Origin of the sequence: Asprobacillus argus (assembly GCF_032248395.1) — a bacterium.
Lineage (GTDB): Bacteria > Bacteroidota > Bacteroidia > Flavobacteriales > Flavobacteriaceae > Polaribacter > Polaribacter argus.
This window is the reverse complement of record NZ_JAVTTO010000001.1, coordinates 779,737-800,743: the sequence shown is the minus strand read 5'-3', so window position 1 is coordinate 800,743 and position 21,007 is coordinate 779,737. Positions and strand designations below refer to the sequence as shown.

Annotated in this window: 19 protein-coding genes; 9 read left to right on the top strand and 10 right to left on the bottom strand. The window is 36.0% G+C overall.

The features are described from left to right. Positions 1 to 33: 33 nt before the first annotated feature. The 3 genes from rnc to RQM59_RS03585 are packed head-to-tail and all read right to left on the bottom strand — an operon-like array spanning position 34 to position 2,272. The gene (rnc, locus tag RQM59_RS03595) at positions 34 to 771 is read right to left on the bottom strand and encodes a ribonuclease III (RefSeq protein WP_349240692.1); all 738 of its coding nucleotides are present in this window, start codon (positions 769 to 771) and stop codon (positions 34 to 36) included. Positions 772 to 777: 6 nt separating this feature from the next. After that, the gene (gene fabF, locus RQM59_RS03590; RefSeq protein ID WP_349240691.1) at positions 778 to 2,028 is read right to left on the bottom strand and encodes a beta-ketoacyl-ACP synthase II; all 1,251 of its coding nucleotides are present in this window, start codon (positions 2,026 to 2,028) and stop codon (positions 778 to 780) included. A gap of 7 nt (positions 2,029 to 2,035) precedes the next feature. Next, positions 2,036 to 2,272 (bottom strand): acyl carrier protein, encoded by a 237-nt coding sequence (locus tag RQM59_RS03585; RefSeq protein WP_004569249.1) that lies wholly within the window; start codon positions 2,270 to 2,272, stop codon positions 2,036 to 2,038. A gap of 159 nt (positions 2,273 to 2,431) precedes the next feature. Here RQM59_RS03585 and purN point away from each other — a divergent pair, with 159 nt between their 5' ends. The 3 genes from purN to RQM59_RS03570 all read left to right on the top strand — a co-directional run bounded on the left by purN (position 2,432) and on the right by RQM59_RS03570 (position 5,292). Continuing rightward, positions 2,432 to 3,001 carry a phosphoribosylglycinamide formyltransferase gene (gene purN / locus RQM59_RS03580; RefSeq protein ID WP_349240690.1) on the top strand — a complete coding sequence of 190 codons (570 nt, stop codon included), beginning with the start codon at positions 2,432 to 2,434 and terminating at the stop codon, positions 2,999 to 3,001. After that, on the top strand, positions 2,994 to 3,629 hold the full coding sequence (locus RQM59_RS03575) for a ribonuclease H1 domain-containing protein (protein WP_349240689.1): 636 nt from the start codon (positions 2,994 to 2,996) through the stop codon (positions 3,627 to 3,629). Before purN ends, RQM59_RS03575 begins: the two co-directional genes overlap by 8 nt. A gap of 70 nt (positions 3,630 to 3,699) precedes the next feature. After that, positions 3,700 to 5,292: a hypothetical protein gene (locus RQM59_RS03570; RefSeq protein WP_349240688.1), complete on the top strand. Its 1,593-nt coding sequence runs from the start codon at positions 3,700 to 3,702 to the stop codon at positions 5,290 to 5,292. 86 nt (positions 5,293 to 5,378) lie between these two features. On the opposite strand, the gene RQM59_RS03565 is transcribed toward RQM59_RS03570, so the two are convergent. The 6 genes from RQM59_RS03565 to RQM59_RS03540 all read right to left on the bottom strand — a co-directional run bounded on the left by RQM59_RS03565 (position 5,379) and on the right by RQM59_RS03540 (position 13,699). Continuing rightward, the gene (locus tag RQM59_RS03565; protein WP_349240687.1) at positions 5,379 to 6,119 is read right to left on the bottom strand and encodes a succinate dehydrogenase/fumarate reductase iron-sulfur subunit; all 741 of its coding nucleotides are present in this window, start codon (positions 6,117 to 6,119) and stop codon (positions 5,379 to 5,381) included. 10 nt (positions 6,120 to 6,129) lie between these two features. Continuing rightward, complete coding sequence (locus RQM59_RS03560; RefSeq protein ID WP_349240686.1) at positions 6,130 to 8,145, bottom strand: fumarate reductase/succinate dehydrogenase flavoprotein subunit; 2,016 nt, start codon at positions 8,143 to 8,145, stop codon at positions 6,130 to 6,132. A gap of 3 nt (positions 8,146 to 8,148) precedes the next feature. After that, positions 8,149 to 8,844, bottom strand: coding sequence for a succinate dehydrogenase cytochrome b subunit (locus RQM59_RS03555; protein WP_349240685.1), 696 nt, complete (start codon positions 8,842 to 8,844; stop codon positions 8,149 to 8,151). 104 nt (positions 8,845 to 8,948) lie between these two features. Then, entirely contained in the window at positions 8,949 to 11,783 is a 2,835-nt protein-coding gene (locus RQM59_RS03550) for a VPS10 domain-containing protein (RefSeq protein WP_349240684.1), read from the bottom strand. A 69-nt stretch (positions 11,784 to 11,852) separates the two neighbouring features. Next, positions 11,853 to 12,566, bottom strand: a complete 714-nt coding sequence (locus RQM59_RS03545) for a LytR/AlgR family response regulator transcription factor (RefSeq protein WP_349240683.1) — start codon at positions 12,564 to 12,566, stop codon at positions 11,853 to 11,855. Further along, positions 12,563 to 13,699 (bottom strand): sensor histidine kinase, encoded by a 1,137-nt coding sequence (locus tag RQM59_RS03540; protein ID WP_349240682.1) that lies wholly within the window; start codon positions 13,697 to 13,699, stop codon positions 12,563 to 12,565. The genes RQM59_RS03545 and RQM59_RS03540 overlap by 4 nt, the downstream gene beginning before the upstream one ends. A gap of 136 nt (positions 13,700 to 13,835) precedes the next feature. Here RQM59_RS03540 and RQM59_RS03535 point away from each other — a divergent pair, with 136 nt between their 5' ends. From RQM59_RS03535 to RQM59_RS03515, 5 genes are all read left to right on the top strand, one after another. Beyond that, complete coding sequence (locus RQM59_RS03535) at positions 13,836 to 15,104, top strand: hypothetical protein (RefSeq protein ID WP_349240681.1); 1,269 nt, start codon at positions 13,836 to 13,838, stop codon at positions 15,102 to 15,104. A gap of 109 nt (positions 15,105 to 15,213) precedes the next feature. Then, positions 15,214 to 15,459, top strand: a complete 246-nt coding sequence (locus RQM59_RS03530) for a GlsB/YeaQ/YmgE family stress response membrane protein (protein WP_349240680.1) — start codon at positions 15,214 to 15,216, stop codon at positions 15,457 to 15,459. Positions 15,460 to 15,603: 144 nt separating this feature from the next. Further along, positions 15,604 to 16,905, top strand: a complete 1,302-nt coding sequence (locus tag RQM59_RS03525; protein ID WP_349240679.1) for a DEAD/DEAH box helicase — start codon at positions 15,604 to 15,606, stop codon at positions 16,903 to 16,905. A gap of 29 nt (positions 16,906 to 16,934) precedes the next feature. Further along, complete coding sequence (locus tag RQM59_RS03520) at positions 16,935 to 17,519, top strand: Crp/Fnr family transcriptional regulator (protein ID WP_349240678.1); 585 nt, start codon at positions 16,935 to 16,937, stop codon at positions 17,517 to 17,519. Between the two features lie 73 nt (positions 17,520 to 17,592). Beyond that, positions 17,593 to 18,888, top strand: a complete 1,296-nt coding sequence (locus tag RQM59_RS03515) for an aminopeptidase P family protein (RefSeq protein WP_349240677.1) — start codon at positions 17,593 to 17,595, stop codon at positions 18,886 to 18,888. Positions 18,889 to 18,896: 8 nt separating this feature from the next. On the opposite strand, the gene RQM59_RS03510 is transcribed toward RQM59_RS03515, so the two are convergent. After that, the gene (locus RQM59_RS03510) at positions 18,897 to 19,397 is read right to left on the bottom strand and encodes a winged helix-turn-helix domain-containing protein (RefSeq protein ID WP_349240676.1); all 501 of its coding nucleotides are present in this window, start codon (positions 19,395 to 19,397) and stop codon (positions 18,897 to 18,899) included. A gap of 87 nt (positions 19,398 to 19,484) precedes the next feature. On the opposite strand from RQM59_RS03510, the gene RQM59_RS03505 reads away from it, so the two are divergent. Further along, positions 19,485 to 20,963, top strand: coding sequence for a serine hydrolase domain-containing protein (locus RQM59_RS03505; protein WP_349240675.1), 1,479 nt, complete (start codon positions 19,485 to 19,487; stop codon positions 20,961 to 20,963). Positions 20,964 to 21,007 lie beyond the last annotated feature (44 nt).

Sequence of the window (21,007 nt, the reverse complement as noted above, 5' to 3'; positions counted from 1 at the left end):
AGTAAAAAAATAACGAAATCGTTATCGTATTTGTTAAGTATGTGTTATTTGATTTTGTAGTGCAAAGTACGCGCGTTTAGACGCTTGTTCCTCTGCTTTTTTCTTTGAAGTAGACCTTCCTTTGGCTATTTGCTCTCCATCAATACTGATCTTGACACTAAAATGTTTTACCAATTCATTTCCAGTATCTTCATAGGTCTCAATAGAATATTTTTTCTTTTGCTTTTGACACCATTCAATGATCAATCCTTTATAGCTTGTGATCTTTCCTTCTAATTTTTCAATATCTACGTACGGAATAATCACCTTTTCATACACAAATTTTTTGCAATAGTTATAGCCCTTATCAAGATAAATAGCACCAATTAATGCTTCAAAAATATTTCCGTGAATATTGTCTCCAACATTTTCTTTTGCAATATTACTTTTTACAAAACGAATAAGGTTCAAGTCTTTCCCTAATTCATTCAAATGCTCTCGACTTACAATCTTAGATCTCATTTGTGTCAAGTACCCTTCCGTTCCTTTAGGAACTTTCTTGTACAAATATGACGCTATTACAGACCCTAACATAGCGTCTCCTAAAAACTCCAGACGTTCGTAATTAAATGCGTTTCCATCTTTGTCAGATAATTTTAACGATCTATGGGTAAATGCTTTTTCGTAATGCTCAATATTCTTAGGTGCGAAATTGAGTAGCTGTTTTATATCATGATAAAAACTACCATCGTTCTTGGAGGATGGTTTTACTATTTTACGAATAAAATTCATTAATTATTAATCTAATTTTCTAAAAGCAACACAGGCATTATGACCTCCAAACCCAAAAGTATTGCTCATTGCAACTTTGATATCTCTTTTTTGAGCTTGATTAAGTGTTAAGTTTAGTTCAGGGTTGATGTTCTCATCAACATTAGAGTGATTAATGGTTGGTGGTATCATTCCATGTTCCATGGCCAGTATAGAAGCAATAGATTCAATTGCCCCTGCAGCTCCTAGTAAATGACCCGTCATGGATTTAGTTGAGTTGATGTTGATATTCTTAGCATGTTCTCCAAAAACTTCAGAAATAGCTTTCAATTCAGCTACATCTCCCAAAGGTGTTGATGTTCCATGCGTATTGATGTGATCTACATCTTCCGGGTTAATCCCAGCATTTTCTAAACAATTTTTCATAACAGCTATCACTCCTATTCCTTCAGGGTGTGGTGCTGTCATATGATGTGCATCAGAAGACATTCCTCCTCCGATAACCTCAGCATATATTTTTGCGCCTCTTGCCTTCGCATGTTCGTATTCTTCAAGAACAATTGCTCCAGCTCCTTCTCCTAAAACGAAACCATCTCGCTCCGCATCAAAAGGTCTTGATGCCGACTCAGGGTTTTCATTTCTAGTAGATAAAGCGTGCATAGCATTAAATCCGCCCATACCAGCAATGGCTACAGCAGCTTCACTACCACCTGTAACAATAACATCGCAATGTCCTAGACGAATATAATTAAGTGCATCGATCATCGCATTTGCAGACGATGCACAAGCAGATACCGTAGTATAGTTAGGCCCCATAAAACCATTCTTTATAGAAATGTTTCCTGGAGCAATATCTGCGATCATTTTAGGAATAAAGAAAGGATTGAATCTTGGCGTTCCATCTCCTTCAGCAAAGTTTAATACTTCATTCTGAAAAGTCTCTAATCCACCAATACCAGCTCCCCAAATTACTCCTACTCGTAATTTATTTATGGCATCTAAGTCTAGTTTAGAATCCGCAATAGCCTCATCAGAGGCTACCATCGCATACTGCGTAAACTTATCCATTTTACGAGCCTCTTTTCGGTCTATAAAATCTCTGACCTCAAAGTTTTTAACTTCACATGCAAAACGAGTTTTGAACTTGGTCGCATCAAAATGTGTTATAGGCGCAGCCCCGCTAACTCCGTTAACCAGGCCATTCCAATATTCCTCAATATTGTTCCCTATTGGTGTTAATGCACCAAGTCCAGTAACTACAACTCGTTTTAATTGCATATAAAAATTACTTTTTTGCTTCTTCTATATAGCTTACAGCTTGACCAACAGTACCAATGTTCTCTGCTTGATCGTCTGGAATTTGAATATCAAATTCTTTTTCGAATTCCATGATTAACTCAACAGTATCTAAAGAATCTGCTCCTAAATCATTCGTGAAGCTTGCTTCTGTTGTTACTTCGTTATCGTCTACTCCTAGCTTGTCAACGATAATCGCTTTTACTCTTGATGCAATGTCTGACATAATTTTCTAAATTTTAAATTTTAAATCAAGGGCAAAAATACAAATCTTATTAGTTATATCTAATTTTTGCCTCAAATAATGAACCCTAAAATAAATAATTTGATTTAATAATTGTTTAATTAGCGATTATTCTTTTTTTTGTAGTCAAGAAAATCCTGTATGAAACGTCTTGTCATTTTTGCTTCTGGTTCTGGAAGTAATGCCGAAAACATCATTAATTACTTCAAAGATTCTACAAAAATATCTGTGGTAAGTGTGCTTTCCAATAGGAAGAATGCTGGTGTCTTTGAAAGATGCAAACAATTAGGAGTAAATTGTTTTTACTTCCCAAAAGAAGACTTTACCACTAGTGACAAAGTGCTCTCAGTTTTAAAGAAATCTGCCGATTATATTATTCTAGCAGGTTTTTTACTGAAAGTACCTGAATCCATCATCGCAACTTTTCCAAATAGAATTATTAATATTCACCCTGCCTTATTGCCAAAATATGGTGGAAAAGGCATGTACGGAATGCATGTTCATGCTGCTGTGAAGGAAAACGGGGAGACCGAAACGGGTATCACTATCCATTTTGTAAACGAACATTATGATGAAGGTGCTATTATTTTTCAGACTAAAACCGATCTAAATGACACGGATACTCCAGAAGATATTGCTCAAAAAATTCATCTCCTAGAGTATGAGTATTTCCCAAGAATCATTAAAAAAACAATACTCGACAATGGCTAAGAAAAAGTTCTATGTTGTTTGGAAAGGGAAGAAAACGGGTGTTTTCTCTTCTTGGGATACCACAAAAAAGCTAGTCCAAGGGTTTGATGGAGCGCAATACAAATCTTTTAGTAATAAAGCAGAAGCGGAAAAAGCATTTAAAAAGAAGTATGCCGACTACAAAGGAAAAGACACCAAGAAGCCTGTATTGTCAGCCGCGGAAAAAGCAACATATGGTACTCCCTTGGCAAACACCTTGTCCGTTGATGCAGCTTGCAGCGGAAATCCAGGAAAAATGGAATACAGAGGAGTCGTTACTGATACTAGGAGAGAGCTTTTTAAATTAGGTCCTTTTGAAAACGGTACCAACAATATTGGCGAGTTTTTGGCCTTGGTGCACGGAATTGCTTTGTTAAAAGGAAAAGGAATGCATAAAACACCTATCTATTCCGATTCTAAAATTGCCATGTCATGGGTTCGTAAAAAAGAATGTAGAACCAAGGTTGTCTTTGACTCCAATAATAGTGAGTTGCTAAAATTGATCCAACGAGCAGAGAAATGGTTGAAAGAAAACTCCTATCAAAATCCCATTCTAAAATGGGAAACAAAGGCTTGGGGTGAGATTCCAGCGGATTTTGGGAGGAAATAATCACTACTTATAGGTATATTTTGGCTTTCGTTCCCGTAGTAGTTTTGAGTTAAAACTTAATACTACGATTATGAAACGGTTATTTTCAATGCTCTTTTTATTGGCATATTCTCTTGTATGTGCTCAAAAGACAACGGTGGGTTTTACAAAATCCAAACAAAGTTTCGACTTTTCAAAAGAGTATATCACATTGGAAGTTGAAATAAAAGATATTAAAAAATACAAATCAACGGACCCTATCAGGTTACAAATCTTTAGTGAAGTATCCGATACAATTCCTGTCAACATTTTTCCGAAAGAATACACATCTCCAAAAAAAGTAATGCTTTTTATAGATAAGGAGAAGCTTAAAGACTCACGAAATTTTATTGTTCGCCTCTCAAAAAAAGAGGTCAACAAGAACTTTGAGATGTCTGAAAACGATTTTATTTCAATTGTAGAAAAGAAAAAAGAAAAGTTCACCATTGGTATAGAAAAACTGGACGACCCTTCTTTAATTCTCGACACAAATAAGGATCTAGCCTTAAGATATACCTTGACGTCCAGTGGTTATCAAGTTAAGAAGACAGATGCCGTAATGTTAAAAGTGAAGTTTAAGGACGCTATAGAACTGGAATTTCCGATAGAAAGTATCTCTCAGGACAAAACATATCAATCTATCATTCTCAAAAAAGGTGAAAAGAATTATGATTCTATTAAAAAGGTCTTGCTAAAAGATAGAAAACTGATTTTAGAACTGATATCTGCCACAAGTAAGAAAAACAAGAACATAGAAGGTGCTGTTGATGAAAACAAAAAGATGTTAACATATACCCTTCAAAAAAAATCAGGTTTTGAGAATACATATGATATCTTTTTAGGTTCTAATTTTGACATTGTTGAGGAGTTCTCTGCTTCAAAGTTTTATGCTGAAATCAATGTTTTCTTACCGAATTTAGCTAAAGATCGATCGGGTAGAACTATTTTCGGAATGCGAGGTGGTATTTATAAAAACAACACCTCGACCAAACTAGAGGAAAATGCTCGACAAGAAGTTATTCTAGAACCTTTAGCCGAAAGTCCTACAGATTCCATCAGTTATGTAGAAAAAAGAGTAAGCTCTCTTCCTAATGTTGCCATCGAAAATCTTGGTTTATATGTACAAGGCTTTTATCCAATAATTACTAGAAACGAGATTTTTAATTTGTTCGTAGGATTGCATGTTGAGGTCATTCAGCGAAGCGAGAAATATACCTTTGACAATACGGACTTGTTTACCTTATCGACAAGTACGATCTCTTTGGATTCTCTTGCGAATAATCGCATATTACAAGCTCAATTGGCAAGATCTAAGTCATTTACGCGCAGATATGTAGACAGTTATTTTGGGCTATCACTTCCCATGTTATACAAGTTGTCCGATGAAAATAGAAGTACGAATCTGGAAGTGATGATCAATCCTGGCGTTGGGTTTGGAGACCCGGGGCTAACCCCTGCCAGACAGAGGAGTGCCATAAAAGCCTATGGATTAACGCAATTCCATGTGATCTTTGGTGCCAAAGATGGAGTGACCTTTAAGATTGGAGGAGAGGTCAGAAAATACTTCAACTTTTTTCAAGACCCCATCGTTACCATCAATTTTTCCACCAAGATCAATCTGGAAACGCTATTTAAAAAGAGCTAATACAAAACCCCAGGCAAATTGCCTGGGGTTTTGTTAATATCAATAGTATACAACCTCTTGACTCCGCTCGAGTCATGTGTTTCCTATTAAAAACTTGCCTTCATTAATTCTCTATTCATACGCGCAATGTTCTCTAAAGAAATTCCTTTAGGGCATTCCACTTCACAAGCTCCAGTATTGGTACAATTACCAAAACCTTCTAAATCCATTTGCGCCACCATGTTTTGCACACGATCTGCCGCTTCTACTTGCCCTTGTGGTAGCAATGCATATTGCGATACTTTAGCACCTACAAATAACATTGCAGAAGAATTCTTACAGGTAGCTACACAAGCTCCACAACCAATACACGTTGCTGCATCCATGGCTTCATCCGCTGCGTGCTTAGAAATAGGCGTTGCATTTGCGTCTTGGGTGTTTCCAGACGTATTCACAGAAATATACCCTCCTGCTTGCTGAATACGCTCAAAAGAGGTACGGTCAACAACTAAATCTTTAATTACGGGAAATGCTGCTGCTCTAAATGGTTCAATCGTAATAGTATCTCCATCTTTAAACATACGCATGTGCAATTGACAGGTAGTAACGCCGCGATCTGGCCCATGAGCCTCTCCGTTGATGTACATAGAACACATTCCGCAAATACCCTCTCTACAATCGTGATCAAAAGCCACTGGCTCTTCTCCTGTATTTACCAACTGCTCATTTAAAACATCCATCATTTCTAAAAAAGACATATGTTCTGAAATCTCAGTCACTTTATAATCAACCATTCGACCCTTGTCATTAGCGTCTTTTTGTCTCCAAATTTTAAGTGTTAAATTCATAATGTCTTTCCTATTTATATGAACGTTGTTTTAGTTCAATATCTTTAAATTCTAACTCTTCTTTATGTAAAACCGCATCTGCAGGTTCTCCTTTATATTCCCAAGCAGCTACAAAAGCAAAATCTTTATCATTTCTTTTTGCTTCTCCTTTTTGTTCTCCGTCTAATTCAACAGATTCTTCTCTAAAGTGACCTCCACAAGATTCTTCTCTCATTAAAGCATCTTTAGCAAACAATTCTCCTAATTCTAAGAAATCAGCTACGCGTCCTGCTTTTTCTAATTCAGGATTCATCTCATTCGCATTCCCAGGAACTTTTACTTCTTTCCAGAATTCTTCACGAATTGTTTTTATTTCAGCCATGGCTTCTTTCAAGCCTTTTTCATTACGAGACATTCCTGCTTTGTTCCACATTACATTTCCTAATTTCTTATGGAAATAGTCTACAGATTTAGACCCCTTATTGTTCACAAAGAAGTTAATTCTATCTGTGACTTCTTTCTCTGCTTCCTCAAATTCCTTAGTTTCTGTAGAGATTTTTCCAGTACGAATATCTCCTGATAAATAATCTCCAATTGTATATGGTAACACAAAATAACCATCTGCCAGCCCTTGCATTAAAGCCGAAGCCCCTAACCTGTTAGCTCCATGATCCGAGAAATTTGCCTCTCCAATACAGTATAAGCCGTCTACGGTAGTCATTAAATTATAATCTACCCATACGCCTCCCATGGTATAATGCACAGCTGGGTAAATCATCATAGGTGTTTTATATGGATCCTGATCTACAATTTTCTCATACATCTGGAATAAATTTCCATATTTTGCTTCTACAATAGCTTGCCCAAGTTCATATATTTTCGCTTCAGAAGCATTTGATATATTATGAATTTTTGCCTGCTCTTTTCCGTATCGTTCAATTGCAGAGGCAAAGTCTAAATACACCGCTTCTCCAGTTGCATTCACACCATATCCAGCATCGCAGCGTTCTTTTGCTGCTCTAGAAGCTACATCACGTGGTACTAAGTTTCCAAAGGCAGGATAACGACGTTCTAAATAATAATCTCTTTCGTCTTCAGATAAATCGGTAGGTTTTTTTCTTCCTTCACGGATTGCCTGAACATCTTCTATATTCTTTGGCACCCAAATACGTCCATCATTACGTAAAGACTCTGACATCAACGTTAATTTAGATTGATAATCTCCTGAACGTGGAATACAGGTTGGGTGAATTTGTGTATAACAAGGATTAGCAAAGTATGCTCCCTTTTTATGGATCTTCCAAGCAGCTGTTGCATTAGACCCCATCGCATTGGTCGATAAGAAATATACATTTCCATATCCTCCAGAAGCAACGACAACTGCATGTGCCGAATGACGTTCTATTTCTCCCGTAATTAAATTACGAGCAATAATTCCTCTTGCTTTACCGTCAACAATTACAACATCTAACATTTCATGACGGTTAAACATTTCAATTTTACCACGAGCAATTTGTCTATTCATTGCTGAATAGGCTCCTAATAATAATTGCTGACCCGTTTGTCCTTTGGCATAAAAAGTTCTTGAAACTAATACTCCTCCAAAAGAACGGTTGTCTAACAAACCTCCATAATCACGTGCAAAAGGAACTCCTTGTGCTACACATTGGTCAATAATATTTGCAGACACTTCTGCCAAACGATATACGTTTGCTTCACGAGAACGATAATCTCCTCCTTTTACCGTATCATAAAATAAACGGTAGGTAGAATCTCCATCTCCCTGGTAATTTTTTGCTGCATTAATTCCTCCTTGTGCAGCAATAGAGTGTGCTCTACGTGGAGAATCTTGATATGCAAATGCTTTTACATTGTATCCTAATTCAGCTAAGGTTGCAGAGGCAGAACCTCCTGCTAAACCCGTTCCTACAACGATCACATCAATATGACGTTTGTTTGCAGGATTTACTAAATCGATATGATTTTTATAATCCGTCCACTTATCTTTAATTGGACCCTTAGGTACTTTTGAATCTAAAGTTGCCATATGTTATGATAATACGTGTTTAAGATGATGGTATAATGCAATAAATATAAACCCTAAAGGAATGATAATTGAATATGCCTTCCCTATGTTTTGTAATCTCTTTTTTCTTCCTGCAGTCGCTCCCATAGATTGGAACGCAGAGGTAAAGCCATGCATTAAATGCAATGCTAAAAACACAAATGCAATACAGTAGGCAATGGTTCTAATATGCCCGTAAAATTTATGTTGTAATTCTTCATAATATCTAAAACCACTATCTGCAACATCTGGATTTATAAGCCCAGACATATCTCCTTCTATAAATTTTGTGTTTATTTCTGGGAACCAGAAGTCAATAAAGTGAAGGATGATAAATGCTAAAATAGCAACCCCACTCCAAATCATATTTCTACTCATCCATGAAGAATTGGCAGCACCATTGTTTTTTGCATAGGAAACTCCTTGTGCTTTTTTGTTTTTAATTTCAAGTACAAATCCCATTACAAAGTGAAATACAACACCAAAAATTAAGACTGGTTGTAATGCATATTGAACTAATGGGTTCGTTCCCATAAAATGGGATACTTCATTAAATGCATCTGCACTAAAGACAGATAAAATATTGATTGCAAAATGTTGAAGTAAGAAAAACATGAGGAAGAAGGCCGAAAGTGCCATGGCTACTTTTCTTCCAATTGAAGATTTAAAAAATCCGCTCATCTTGTAGTTAATTTTTAAGAACAACAAAGGTACGACTCAAACGTTTGATGCGCAAACCCTGAGTCGTCTTTTGAATAGTATTTAGAATGATTATAAGTAGGTCCTTACTTAACCTTAAATTCTCCTTTCGTCGATCCTATCTTGATGGTATACTTTCCTTTAGGCAAGTAATACACCCCATTCTTAGCCGCTTTTATCGAAGCTTCTTTATTTTGAGCTTCGTACGCTTTGCGTCCATCTTCAGAAAAAGAAACGTCAAAAACTGCTTCATTAAACCCACCATCGGCATCTACAGTTATCGAGTTTACTTTTACGTCTTTCAAATAAATATCAATTGTACGTTTTCCAGAAGCTTTCGTATAAAATGGAATCATCATTTCAGGCGTATTCGGTTCCAACCACTTACTCCAGGAACTACCCCAGCTACCTCTTTTTCGAATAGAGTTAACATCAAAAATATGCACCTCTTTATCCTTCAATTCATTCGTAAGCAATTGAAGTGGGGCAATATTTGCTTTGTACATGCTTCTACCATGTGTTCCTACAATCAAGTGCTTTGCAGCGGGCTGAATTACTAAATCATGTACCGCCACATTTGGTAATCCGTTTTCAAAAGGATACCAGGTATTCCCTTGATCAAAAGAAGCATATACTCCATTGTCTGTACCTACGTACAACAATTCTTCATTTTCTGGATCTTCCTTAACTACGTTTACCGGTGAAGTGGGAATATTTCTCGAAATGTTTTTCCAGGTTTTTCCAAAATCATCAGACATATATACATACACGTTAAAATCATCCCACCGATATCCATTTAGAGCCACATACACCCGTTCTTTCTTGTGTTTAGAGGCAATCACTCTGCTTACCCAAAGATCTTTTGGAAAAGAATCTGAGATACGTTCCCAAGATCCACCTCCGTTTTTTGAAATGTGCACATATCCATCGTCAGAACCCGCATAGATTAGTCCAAATTGGAATGGAGATTCCGAAATAGTCGTTAAGGTACCGTATGCTACATTTCCTTTCTTGCCTCCTGTAGTAAGATCTTCAGAGATCGTTTCCCAGGTATCACCTTGATTTAAACTTCTGTGCAATTTATTGCCCCCTAAGTATAAAATATCTTGGTTGTGTTGTGACAAATGAATAGGAGTTTGCCAGTTAAATCGATATGGGTTTTCTCCTAACGTATGTTTAGGCTGAATGTATTTTCTTCTTCCTGATTCACGATCTATTCTAAAATAATTTCCGAATTGATATCCTGTAAAAACAATATTCGGATTTCTATCATCTACCTGTACTTGCATTCCATCTCCCCCCATAATAGAAGTATATGGATTGTGTCCAGATTGATGCCAGCGTTTATTAATTCTAGCATTGTGAGGTGCTGTCCAAACTCCATTGTCTTGTAATCCCCCATACACATTATACGGTTTTTGATTATCAGCATAAATGGCATAAAATTGTCCTACTGATGGCACGTTTAATTTCGTCCAGCTTTCTCCGTCATCATAAGAGAGATTCAATCCTCCGTCATTTCCATCTATCAAGTGACCCTGACGCTTTGGATTTACCCATAACGCTTGGTGATCCGCGTGCACGTTTTCTTTGCTTATAGAGGTAAAGGTTTTTCCTCCATCTTTTGATTTTAAGATGGGAACACCTAATACATAAATTCCATTCTGATCTTGTGGGTCTACTCGAATTTCGCCAAAATAATATCCGTATGAGTAGTAAAGATCATCCAAGTATCCTTCATGCGTTTTGCTCCAAGAATTTCCTCCGTCTGTTGTTTTGTATACTTCTGCGCCAATCACAGGGGTATCGAATAATAATGAATTTGCATTCTCTAAGTATTTGGCTAAATCTATTGGTTTTACGGAGCCTGCACGCACCATCTGTTTTACATTTTCTGCTCTATACTTCTCTTGAAATCCGTTCGTTTTTAAGTAACTATTTAGTTTCTTATCTGTTAATTTTAAAAAGCCTTCTGTAGACATGGTTTTAAAATCTTCTTTGGTCAATGCTGCAGAAGCTTTTTTCTTTTTCTCCTTTTCTTCCCTTCTAAACTGACTATCATGGAAAGCATATACGGTATTCTCATCATACACAGCTAAACCAATTCGACCAACACCATCCCCAGTTGGGAATCCATTATTCTTTGTGATCTTTTTCCACGATTTTCCACCATTGGTACTCTTATAGATGGAAGAATGCTTTCCGTCTCCATCAAAATTCCATGCTTTACGCTCTCTTTCCCAAGAAGCCGCATATTGAATGTTAAAATTTCCTGGAGTAGTAACTACATCAATAATTCCCGTGTCTTTATTCACAAATAAGGTTCGCTTCCATGATTTTCCGCCATCTGTAGTTCTATATATCCCTCTTTCTTTATTTGAAGAGTACAAGTGTCCAATTACTCCTACTACTACCTCATCTGGATTGTTGGGATTAATCACAATTCTACTAATGTGATGCGAATCTGAGAGCCCGACATGTTGCCAGGTTTTTCCTTGATCTGTAGATTTCAACATCCCTATTCCAGCATAGGAAGATCTGGAAGAGTTCTTTTCTCCAGTTCCTACCCATAGTGTTCCGTTTTTCCAGTCTACGGCAATATCTCCTACATTTTGTGTTGGACTATTATCTAAAACAGGCGTAAAGGTGGTGCCATTATTATTTGTATACCATAACCCTCCAGATGCATACCCTACGTAAAACTCAGTTGGATCATTCGGGTTTACATCAATATCGGCTACACGTCCACTCATGATCGTTGGACCAATATTGATAAATGGAATATTCTTTATGATTGAATTTTGTGTAAGTTGTTCCTTGTCGGAAAGTGATTTTTTAACAATGTTAGCTTTCGTTGAGGGTTGTTGTGCTGTCAAAGTTATTGAGAATAAGCACAATCCTAATTTGAGTAGAGATTTCATTAGTTGTCTGTTTTGAACGCATGAATTTACTACTTTTTTTGATATTTTATTTATAGGTAATCTCTTCGTCTATATTTCTTTGCTGTTGATCTTTTCAAAGAAACCCTTTCTATATGTATTCCCGATAGGAACTTGCCGATTCTTGATCCATATTGCGTCATTTTCGATCTGATCAATTTGCTCTATAGAAACAATGTAAGATTTGTGGACTTGAATAAAGTTTCGTTTTGGCAGCATTTCCAAAATGTGCTTAAGCGTACTATACGTGATGATCTGTTCATCTTCTAATTGTACGGCTACATAATTCTTAAGGCCTTGAAAAAATAGCACATCGGTTAAGAATACCTTTTTAAACTTATTTTTCCCGTCTGTTTTGAAAAATATATACTTGTTTTCTGGTGATGAATTTGATGATGATGAAACTTCTTTTGGTTGTACCTTCTCAACAGCCTTATAAAAACGCTCAAATTCAATGGGTTTCAGTAAGTAGTCCATGGCAGCAACATCATAACTCTCCAGGGCAAACTCTGGATATGCTGTTGTAAATATGACGTGTGTGTCTTTGTTAATGATCTTTGAAAGTTGGATGCCGGTGATTTCAGGCATTTGAATATCCAAAAAGACGATATCAACGGATTGACTTTCTAGAAACTGCAGCACTTCTAGCGGCTTTGTAAACGTGTTTACTAATTTCACTGAAGGTATCTTTTCTACATATTTTTCCAACAATCGTATTGCAGGAGGTTCATCATCAACAATGATACAAGTTAAATGTTTTTTCATAACGGCATTTTTAAATACGTCCTAAAGATGGTATCATCTTCTGTATATTCCAACTTGAAATCTTCTTGGAACAATACTTTTAATCGGTTTTTTATATTCTCTGTGCCAATGCCTTTATCCATATATTTTTCAGAAGGGTTTTTGCTATTCTCAGTGCGTATTTCCAAGTGGCTTTCTCTTATTTTAATATGAATGTGGGCTGGTCTTTTTAGATCGTTTAAAACTCCATGTTTACAAACATTCTCCACAAAATGAATCAAAATTAAGGATGGTATCTTTTCGTCTCCGATTTTTCCATCTACTGTCAGTTCAACATGAAAATTATCTTCATATCGTTTTTTATAAAAGTAAAGATAATCTTCAATAAACGAGATCTCTTTTTTTAGCGGCATAAAGCTCTCTTTAGCTTCATAAGTCACATATCTCAACAATTGAGAGAGTTTTAAAATTCCTTTAGCCTCTTCAGGATTCTTATCATAAAGGTCGGAGTAAAATCCATTAAGTGTATTGAATAAAAAGTGTGGACCGATCTGCGACTGCAGCATAGACATTTGCGCTTCTTGATGCTGTACCTTTAACTCATGAACTTGTTGCGTTTTCTCCTTGTATCTAAAGAATAAATAGATCAAACTACTGAACAAACAAGGTCTAACGGTATATCCTGCGCTGTCCATTAAATAAATTGCAATAATGTTATCTCTATCCAAATTGTAATTGTTGGCTCCAAACAGATGATAGGACAATATTTCCTCTAAAAAGAATCGAACCGCAGCAAAACATAGTACCATAAAAAGAAAAGCCGCAATGTATTGAGGAATTTTATTCAGCTTTAAAAATCTCGGTGCAAAAACCAAATAATTTATCGCATATACTGTAAAATATGCAATATTAAACGTTAGAAAAAAAAGTACTCCTCCTAAGTTTATTTCGTTCCAAACATCGGATGATTTTCTAAAAACCATTTCAACAGAAATATCCCAGGTTTCTCCAACTAATATCAGAAGCAATCCGAAAAGGATGTTATATGTGAGTTCTTTACTCCATTTCATAGTAGCAAAACTAGGAAGATTGATCGTTTTTAAAACTTTATCAGGACAAGTTATCGCTTTTATCCTACAAAATAGCTTTTTCACAAAACGTACGGGTTTGTTGAGTAAAAAGAACAGTACATATAGGTATTTAAAGCATTCGTTTTATAACCGAGGAAATTGTGAAGCGTTTGAAATAACATTGCGCTAATATTTAATAGTAATTTAAAATCAGAAACAAATGAAACGTCTAATCTTACTCATTCTAACAATGTGTCTTGCCAATTGTGTCAACGCTCAAAAAGAGCATAACCCGCAAATACTGTCCACAGCACACATTCAAAAACATGCAGCATATTTTACAGTTGAAAACGGGAAAATTAATGGAAAAGGGCGAAAAATGATTAAAAAAATGATCAATTCTTCGCAATTCATTACCTATGGAGAAACACATAACTCCAAACAAGTATCCTTGTTAATAAAGTCTTTTATGCCTTTATTAAAAAAGGCAAACTTCAAATATTTTGCCATTGAGGTTGGTCCTTCTTCTGCTAAAAAACTAACAGAACTCTCTATTCCCGCAGAAAAAACTGTCGAAAACATCAGAGCATTCAATACTAAATATACTGTTTCTCAAGGAAGTGAAACTGCAGAGCCTATTCCCTTCTTTGCAGGTGTTAGCGATGCAGAATTTTTACAAGCGGCGCGTATGAACAACATGGAGCTTTGGGGTATCGATCAGGAATATTACTATAGCACTTTCTTTTTGTTAGATGAACTTATGACAACAGTAAAAGGTAGCCCGAACTACGGAAAATTAACGCAGTTAAAAAAAGGGGCTATGCAAATTATGTACAAGCATTTTTTAGATGAGTTTGCAAAAAAGAATGATGGAGCTTATGGTTTGATTGTTAAAGAAAAAGCAGTAAACAATTTCTTCAATGCCTTCAAAAAAACAAATCTTGCAGCCCAAGAGATTATTGAGAACTTAAAGGTAAGCTGGGACATCTATATACGATGGAGAAACGATTCTCATGTAGATCGAATCAGCTATATGCGAAACAACTTTATGGCGCACTTTAAGAAAGCACTTAAAAGTGAAAAAGAGCCAAAAGTATTTACGAAGATTGGCAGCCTACATGCTTCCAAGCTCATCTCAAATGGTGCTTTTGACATTGGAAACTTGACAGAAGAGTTAGGGCAAAAAAATGGAACGGTAAGCACTACTATAAACACATGGGTTCCTTTTTCTAAAACAAAAAATGGTATTCAAAATAACCTAGAGAAGTACAAAAGATCATACGGGAGGTATGCAATATTTACCAAATTAGCTAAAGAAAACGAGTGGGTCATCATCAATTTAAAGAGCATAAGAAAGGCACTTTTAGATGGAAGTATTGTCCTTCCAAGTAATGGTGATTACCACAAGTTGAAAAAATTAATTTTTGGCTATGACTATCAAATCATGTTGCCTATAAATGAGAGTATTGTTCCAAATAGAGATCAATAAAATACCGTTTTCACAAATTAACATTAGCCATAAGTTATAAACAATTGCTATCTGCATTGACATTAATTTATTACATTACAGTCTATTAACTAATTAAATTTTAAAAATTATGGGCTTATTGTATGCTTTACTTATTGGTGCAGCTGCTGGTTGGATAGCTGGCAAATTAATGAAGGGCGGCGGTTTTGGAGCACTTGTTAACATTATTCTTGGTATCATTGGTGGTATCGTTGGAAATTGGTTATTCGGACTTTTAGGAGTTTCCATCGCTGATGGAATTCTAGGAGATTTAATTACTGGTGTTATTGGTGCCGTAGTCGTGTTATTTATAGCCGGGCTACTCAAGAAAAAATAACTCTAATTAAACAAATTAAGAAGGGCTCTCATAGTGAGAGCCTTTTTTTATTCTTCATAAATAAGAAACTCCTACCAATTAATCAATGTACCTTTGCAGTTCCATAAAAGAAAAGCTGTATTCATTTTTTCTTAAATAGAACATATGACATTTAGAGATTTAGGATTGTCTAATGCTTTGCAAAAAGCAGTTAAAGAAAAAGGGTATACAAAACCCTCTCCAATACAAGAAAAAGCCATTCCTGTTATTTTAGAAGGGCGAGATGTATTAGCTTCTGCTCAAACAGGAACGGGAAAAACAGCTGGATTCACGTTGCCCGTATTACAATATTTAGCGGAGACAAAACATCCAAAATATCGTCCAATTAGAGCATTAATCTTAACTCCAACAAGAGAATTAGCAGCACAGGTACATGAAAACGTTCGAGAATATGGCGCTCATTTGAACGTTAAGTCGGCTGTTATTTTTGGAGGTGTGAAGCCAGCTGCACAAATAGCTGTTTTACGAAAAGGTGTCGATATTTTAATTGCTACACCGGGTAGACTTTTGGATTTGCATGACCGTCAAGTTGTTTCCTTTAAAAGGATAAACGTTTTTGTTTTAGACGAGGCAGATCGGATGTTAGATATGGGTTTTGTTAGAGATATCAACAAGATCATTAGTTTAATGCCCCACAAACGTCAAAACTTACTATTCTCAGCTACATTTTCTAAAGACATTAAAAAACTAGCACAAGGGATCTTAAGAAAACCTGTTGCTATTGAAGCTACTCCAGAAAACACAACCGCCGAAAAGGTAAATCATAAAGTATATACCGTAGATAAGAGCAAAAAAACTGCTGTCGTAACCAATTTAATAAAGGAAGGTAATTGGAGTCAAGTCTTGATTTTTACAAGAACTAAGCATGGAGCTAACAAGCTTACCCAAAAATTGATCAAAGGAGGTATTTCTGCAGCTGCTATTCATGGGAATAAAAGTCAAGGAGCGCGTACAAAAGCCTTATCGAATTTTAAAAGTAATGACATCCGTGTATTAGTTGCTACAGACATTGCTGCTCGTGGTTTAGACATTCCTTTATTACCTCATGTAATCAATTTTGAACTACCTAATGTTCCAGAAGATTATGTACACAGAATTGGTCGTACAGGTCGAGCAGGAGCTAGCGGAGACGCCATTTCTTTAGTATGTAGTGAAGAAACTGAATATCAAAAAGAAATTGAAAAACTACTAGGATTGAAGCTGCCTAGCACTGTAATTGAAGGATTTGAACCTACAGATACAACAGCTCCTAAAAGAGCAGCCACTCAAAAAAAGAAGAACTCTAGATCTAAGTCAACAGAAAAAAACTCAAACACAAAGCACACTAGATCAAAATCAAAGAGAAACGACAGAACAACATCTTCAAACAAAAATAGAGGTAGGTCCAGAAGAAATAGACGTAGATAGTGTATTTTTATCAAAAATATTCATGATTCATGGAAGCGTCAAAGTCGGACTTTCAACAGTATTTGTCTGCAATCATCGATGATACATCTTTGGAATCTTATATTCCAGAGATCGTAGATGTCTTTGTTCCTATAAAGCTTCGCAGAAACGAATTTCTAGCTCAAAAGGGAAAGGTCTGTACTACCTTCTGCTATATACAAAGCGGGGTTTTACAACATGCTATCGAAATTGATGAAGAGGAAAAAACAACCTACCTGGGATTAAAAAATTCATGTACTTCTGCTTTAAAAAGTTTCCTACAGCAAACTCCTTCTCGAAAAAGCATTAAAGCATTGAGTGATTGTTCCTTATTGAGCATCGATCTTACTACATTTAACGCCTTAGTCAAAAATAATCGCGCTTTTCATCAATTTTACTTCAATCTAATAGAACGGCAGATCTTTTTAATAGACGATTATCGTATTGATCTTTTAACACTTACTCCTGAAGAACGCTATAAAAAATTGTTGGAGAATGAGCCGAAATTATTATTGGAAGTACCTCTACATTATCTGGCTTCCTTTTTGGGTATTTCTAAAAGACATATGACCCGTATTCGTAAAAATATAAAATAGCGCCATTTGGCTACATTTTAAAACCGATGTTTTCTTTATTTTTGAGAAGATCAAAATTCTAATACCAAAAACAATGAAATATCACAGAATCAATTCGCAGCTTTTTATCAAAAATAGAAATGGGTTTACATCTAAAATGAAGCCTAATAGTTTAGCCGTTTTTAATTCGAATGATATTTATCCTGTAAGCGCAGACAGCACTATGCCCTTTGAACAGCACCGAGATATTTTCTATTTAAGTGGTGTAGATCAAGAGGAAAGTGTTTTAGTACTATTTCCTGACTGTCCAAAACAAAAACACAGAGAAATCCTGTTTTTAAAAGAAACCAATGAGCACATTGCGGTTTGGGAAGGAGAAAAACTAACTAAAGAAGCAGCATTAGCAACAAGTGGTATTCAAACGGTGTATTGGTTACAGGATATGGAAAAGGTGCTGTTTGAATTAATGACACAATGTGACACTGTGTATATTAATACCAATGAACATTACAGAGCCAATGTTGAAACGGAAACTAGAGAAGATCGTTTTACCAAATGGTTATTGGGCAAGTATCCTGCTCACTCAGTAGCTAAGAGCAACCCGATCTTACAACGATTGCGATCTGTAAAGAATCAAATTGAATTGGATTTGATGCAACATGCTTGTAATATTACTAACAAAGGGTTTAGAAGAATATTAAATTTTGTACAACCAGATGTTTGGGAATACGAAATTGAGGCTGAGTTTATCCATGAGTTTTTACGAAACAGATCTAAAGGGTTTGCATATACGCCAATTATTGCCTCAGGAAATAATGCCAATGTATTGCATTACATAGAAAACAACCAGCAGTGTAAAGCGGGAGACTTGATTTTATTAGATGTAGGAGCTGAGTATGCCAACTACTCTTCGGATATGTCTAGAACAATCCCTGTTTCAGGTCGATTTACAGATAGGCAAAAAGATGTGTATAATGCTGTAAACAGAGTAAAAGAAGAAGCTACTAAGCTATTAGTGCCAGGAGCATTATGGGAAGAATACCATGTGGAGGTCGGAAATATCATGACTTCAGAATTACTTGGTCTAGGTTTGATCGATAAAGCCGATGTTCAAAATGAAGATCCTAATTGGCCGGCTTATAAAAAGTACTTTATGCATGGAACTTCACATCATATTGGTTTAGATACTCATGATTATGGCTTATTGCATGAGCCTATGCAACCGAACATGGTCTTTACCGTAGAACCAGGAATCTATATTCCAGAAGAAGGCTTTGGTGTTCGCTTGGAGGATGATGTGGTGATTCAGGAAAGTGGAGCGCCATTTAATTTGATGGGAGACATTCCTATAGAAGTCGACGAGATTGAAAATATTATGAACCAGTCTTAGACTGGTTTTTATTTATACAGCACCTCTTCTACCTCAATATCTTCTTGTACTAACATTCTTTGATCTTTGACAAAGTCAACATTATCTTCTGAAAATACACGCAAAGCTACCAATAACAAGATGGCTGAAGCCGCAGCGTATACCATCCATTTTCTAGGTGATTTGAAAAAGGTTTTATTAGAAGTAAGTATCATTAATTTATATCCTTTTTTAGGAATCGTCATAATAGATAACTCTTCTTCCAGGTCGTGTTCTTTGATCAAGGCTCTGAGTTTATAAATGTTTTTACGCAAGGCATTTCCACCCACAAAAACATTTCCATTCCAAATACGATCAATCAACTGTTGCTTAGTAATGACCTGATCTTTAAACCGAATCAACTCCGATAACAATTGTGTTAATTGAGGCTCAATCTTAATACTCTTGATCTCTTTTTTATTTCTGATGAGTATCAGGTTTTCATCTTGCAATACCGAAACAACATCAGTAATCTTTAAAGAAGTATTCATAATTAGGACATTAAAAGGACATCTGTTTCTCACAAAGTTACCAGAACCAACATAATTTTAAAAATCATTAACAATAAATTATGAATTATGAAATTACGATCAATCGCAGCAATGCTGTTTTACTTTTTCTTTTTTACGAGTTGCGGACAAAATGCAAATACTGATGTTCCTGCAAAAACCGGAAGAGATTTAGTGGCCTTAGACAACTACGTTAACACCTTGGAAAAACAAGGCATATTTGGAAGTTTTTTACTAATGGAAAATGACAAGGTTTTGTATGAAAAAAGCATAGGATTTGCCAATAAAGAAAAGCAGATCAAAAGTCATAAGGGTATTGTATACCCATACGGTTCTATTGTCAAGGATTATACATTGGCTTTGATCTTATTGTTGGAAACTGAAGGGAAGCTGAATACTTCAGATAAGATCTCAAAGTATTTTGAAGATATTCCTGAAGATAAGCAAGGCATCACTATTGGGCATTTATTAAAGCATACTTCCGGATTGGGCGAGTATCATGATTTGGACCCTAAACTCAAAGAAAAATACAAAGGGTATCCCAATGATCTTTTTCCAATGCCTAGAAAGGAGGCTTTAGCGTATATTTTTGAACAAAAGCTAAAGTTCGAACCTGGTTCTGGAGACAGTTATTCTAATTCAGGGTATACAGTTTTGGCTTATCTCGCTGAAACAGTATCTGGGAAATCATTCGATAAAGCTGTTCAAGAGTATATATTACAACCAGCCAAAACTTCAAAAGCCGATTTTTACAGTAGTCCTTTATGGGGAGCCCCCGAAGAGGTAGCCGTTGGATATGGTAGAGGTAGTTTCGGAAAAGAAAATAGTGCTTTCTATTGGCCAAGAAATCCAGGAGCGCTAATCGGAAATGGCGGAATGTCAGGAACCTTAAAAGATCTTTATCTGGGAAACAAGTATATCGTTTCTTTAGAAACATCCAATCCCGCATTCGGAAAATTGGCTAAGAAGTATAAATATTCAGATCATATTTCCTCAGAATATGTCGGATCTGCTGGAGGTGGTGATCTTGGTTTTGTGGCCTTTACCTTCGGAATAAAATCGAAGAATCAATACCTACTTTTTGCTTCAAACAATAACAAAGAAGGGGAGGACGAACGTATGATCCGAAAACTCATGATTTTAGGGTTTGGGTTTGACGTGGCTTCCATTATTCCTGGCGAGTTTGCAGATGAAAACAAAGATGAAAGTGAGGTAATCAAAACGGATAAAGGGGATCGAAATAAATGGGGTTTGCCTAACAAATTAAAATACGATCGAATAGGAGGACTGCTCGATCTGCTTTCGAATAAAATGTCTATCGATGATTTTGTAAAAACGCATTGCGGAGAAAAGATGGTAAAAAAGGTTCTGAAGCGTTATAAAAAATGGCCTCGTTCTAATTACTTTAAGTACAATCAGGTGACGTCTTATGGTGCCGAAATGGAACTGATTGTTAAGGATAGCGTAACTAATAAAAAATACACCTTCGATCTTATGTTAGAGCCAAATGCAGCCGCCAAGTTTAAGAACATCAAATTCAAAAAGTAAAAAAGCGGGCATCACTGCCCGCTTCAAAGGTAAACCCCGATAAA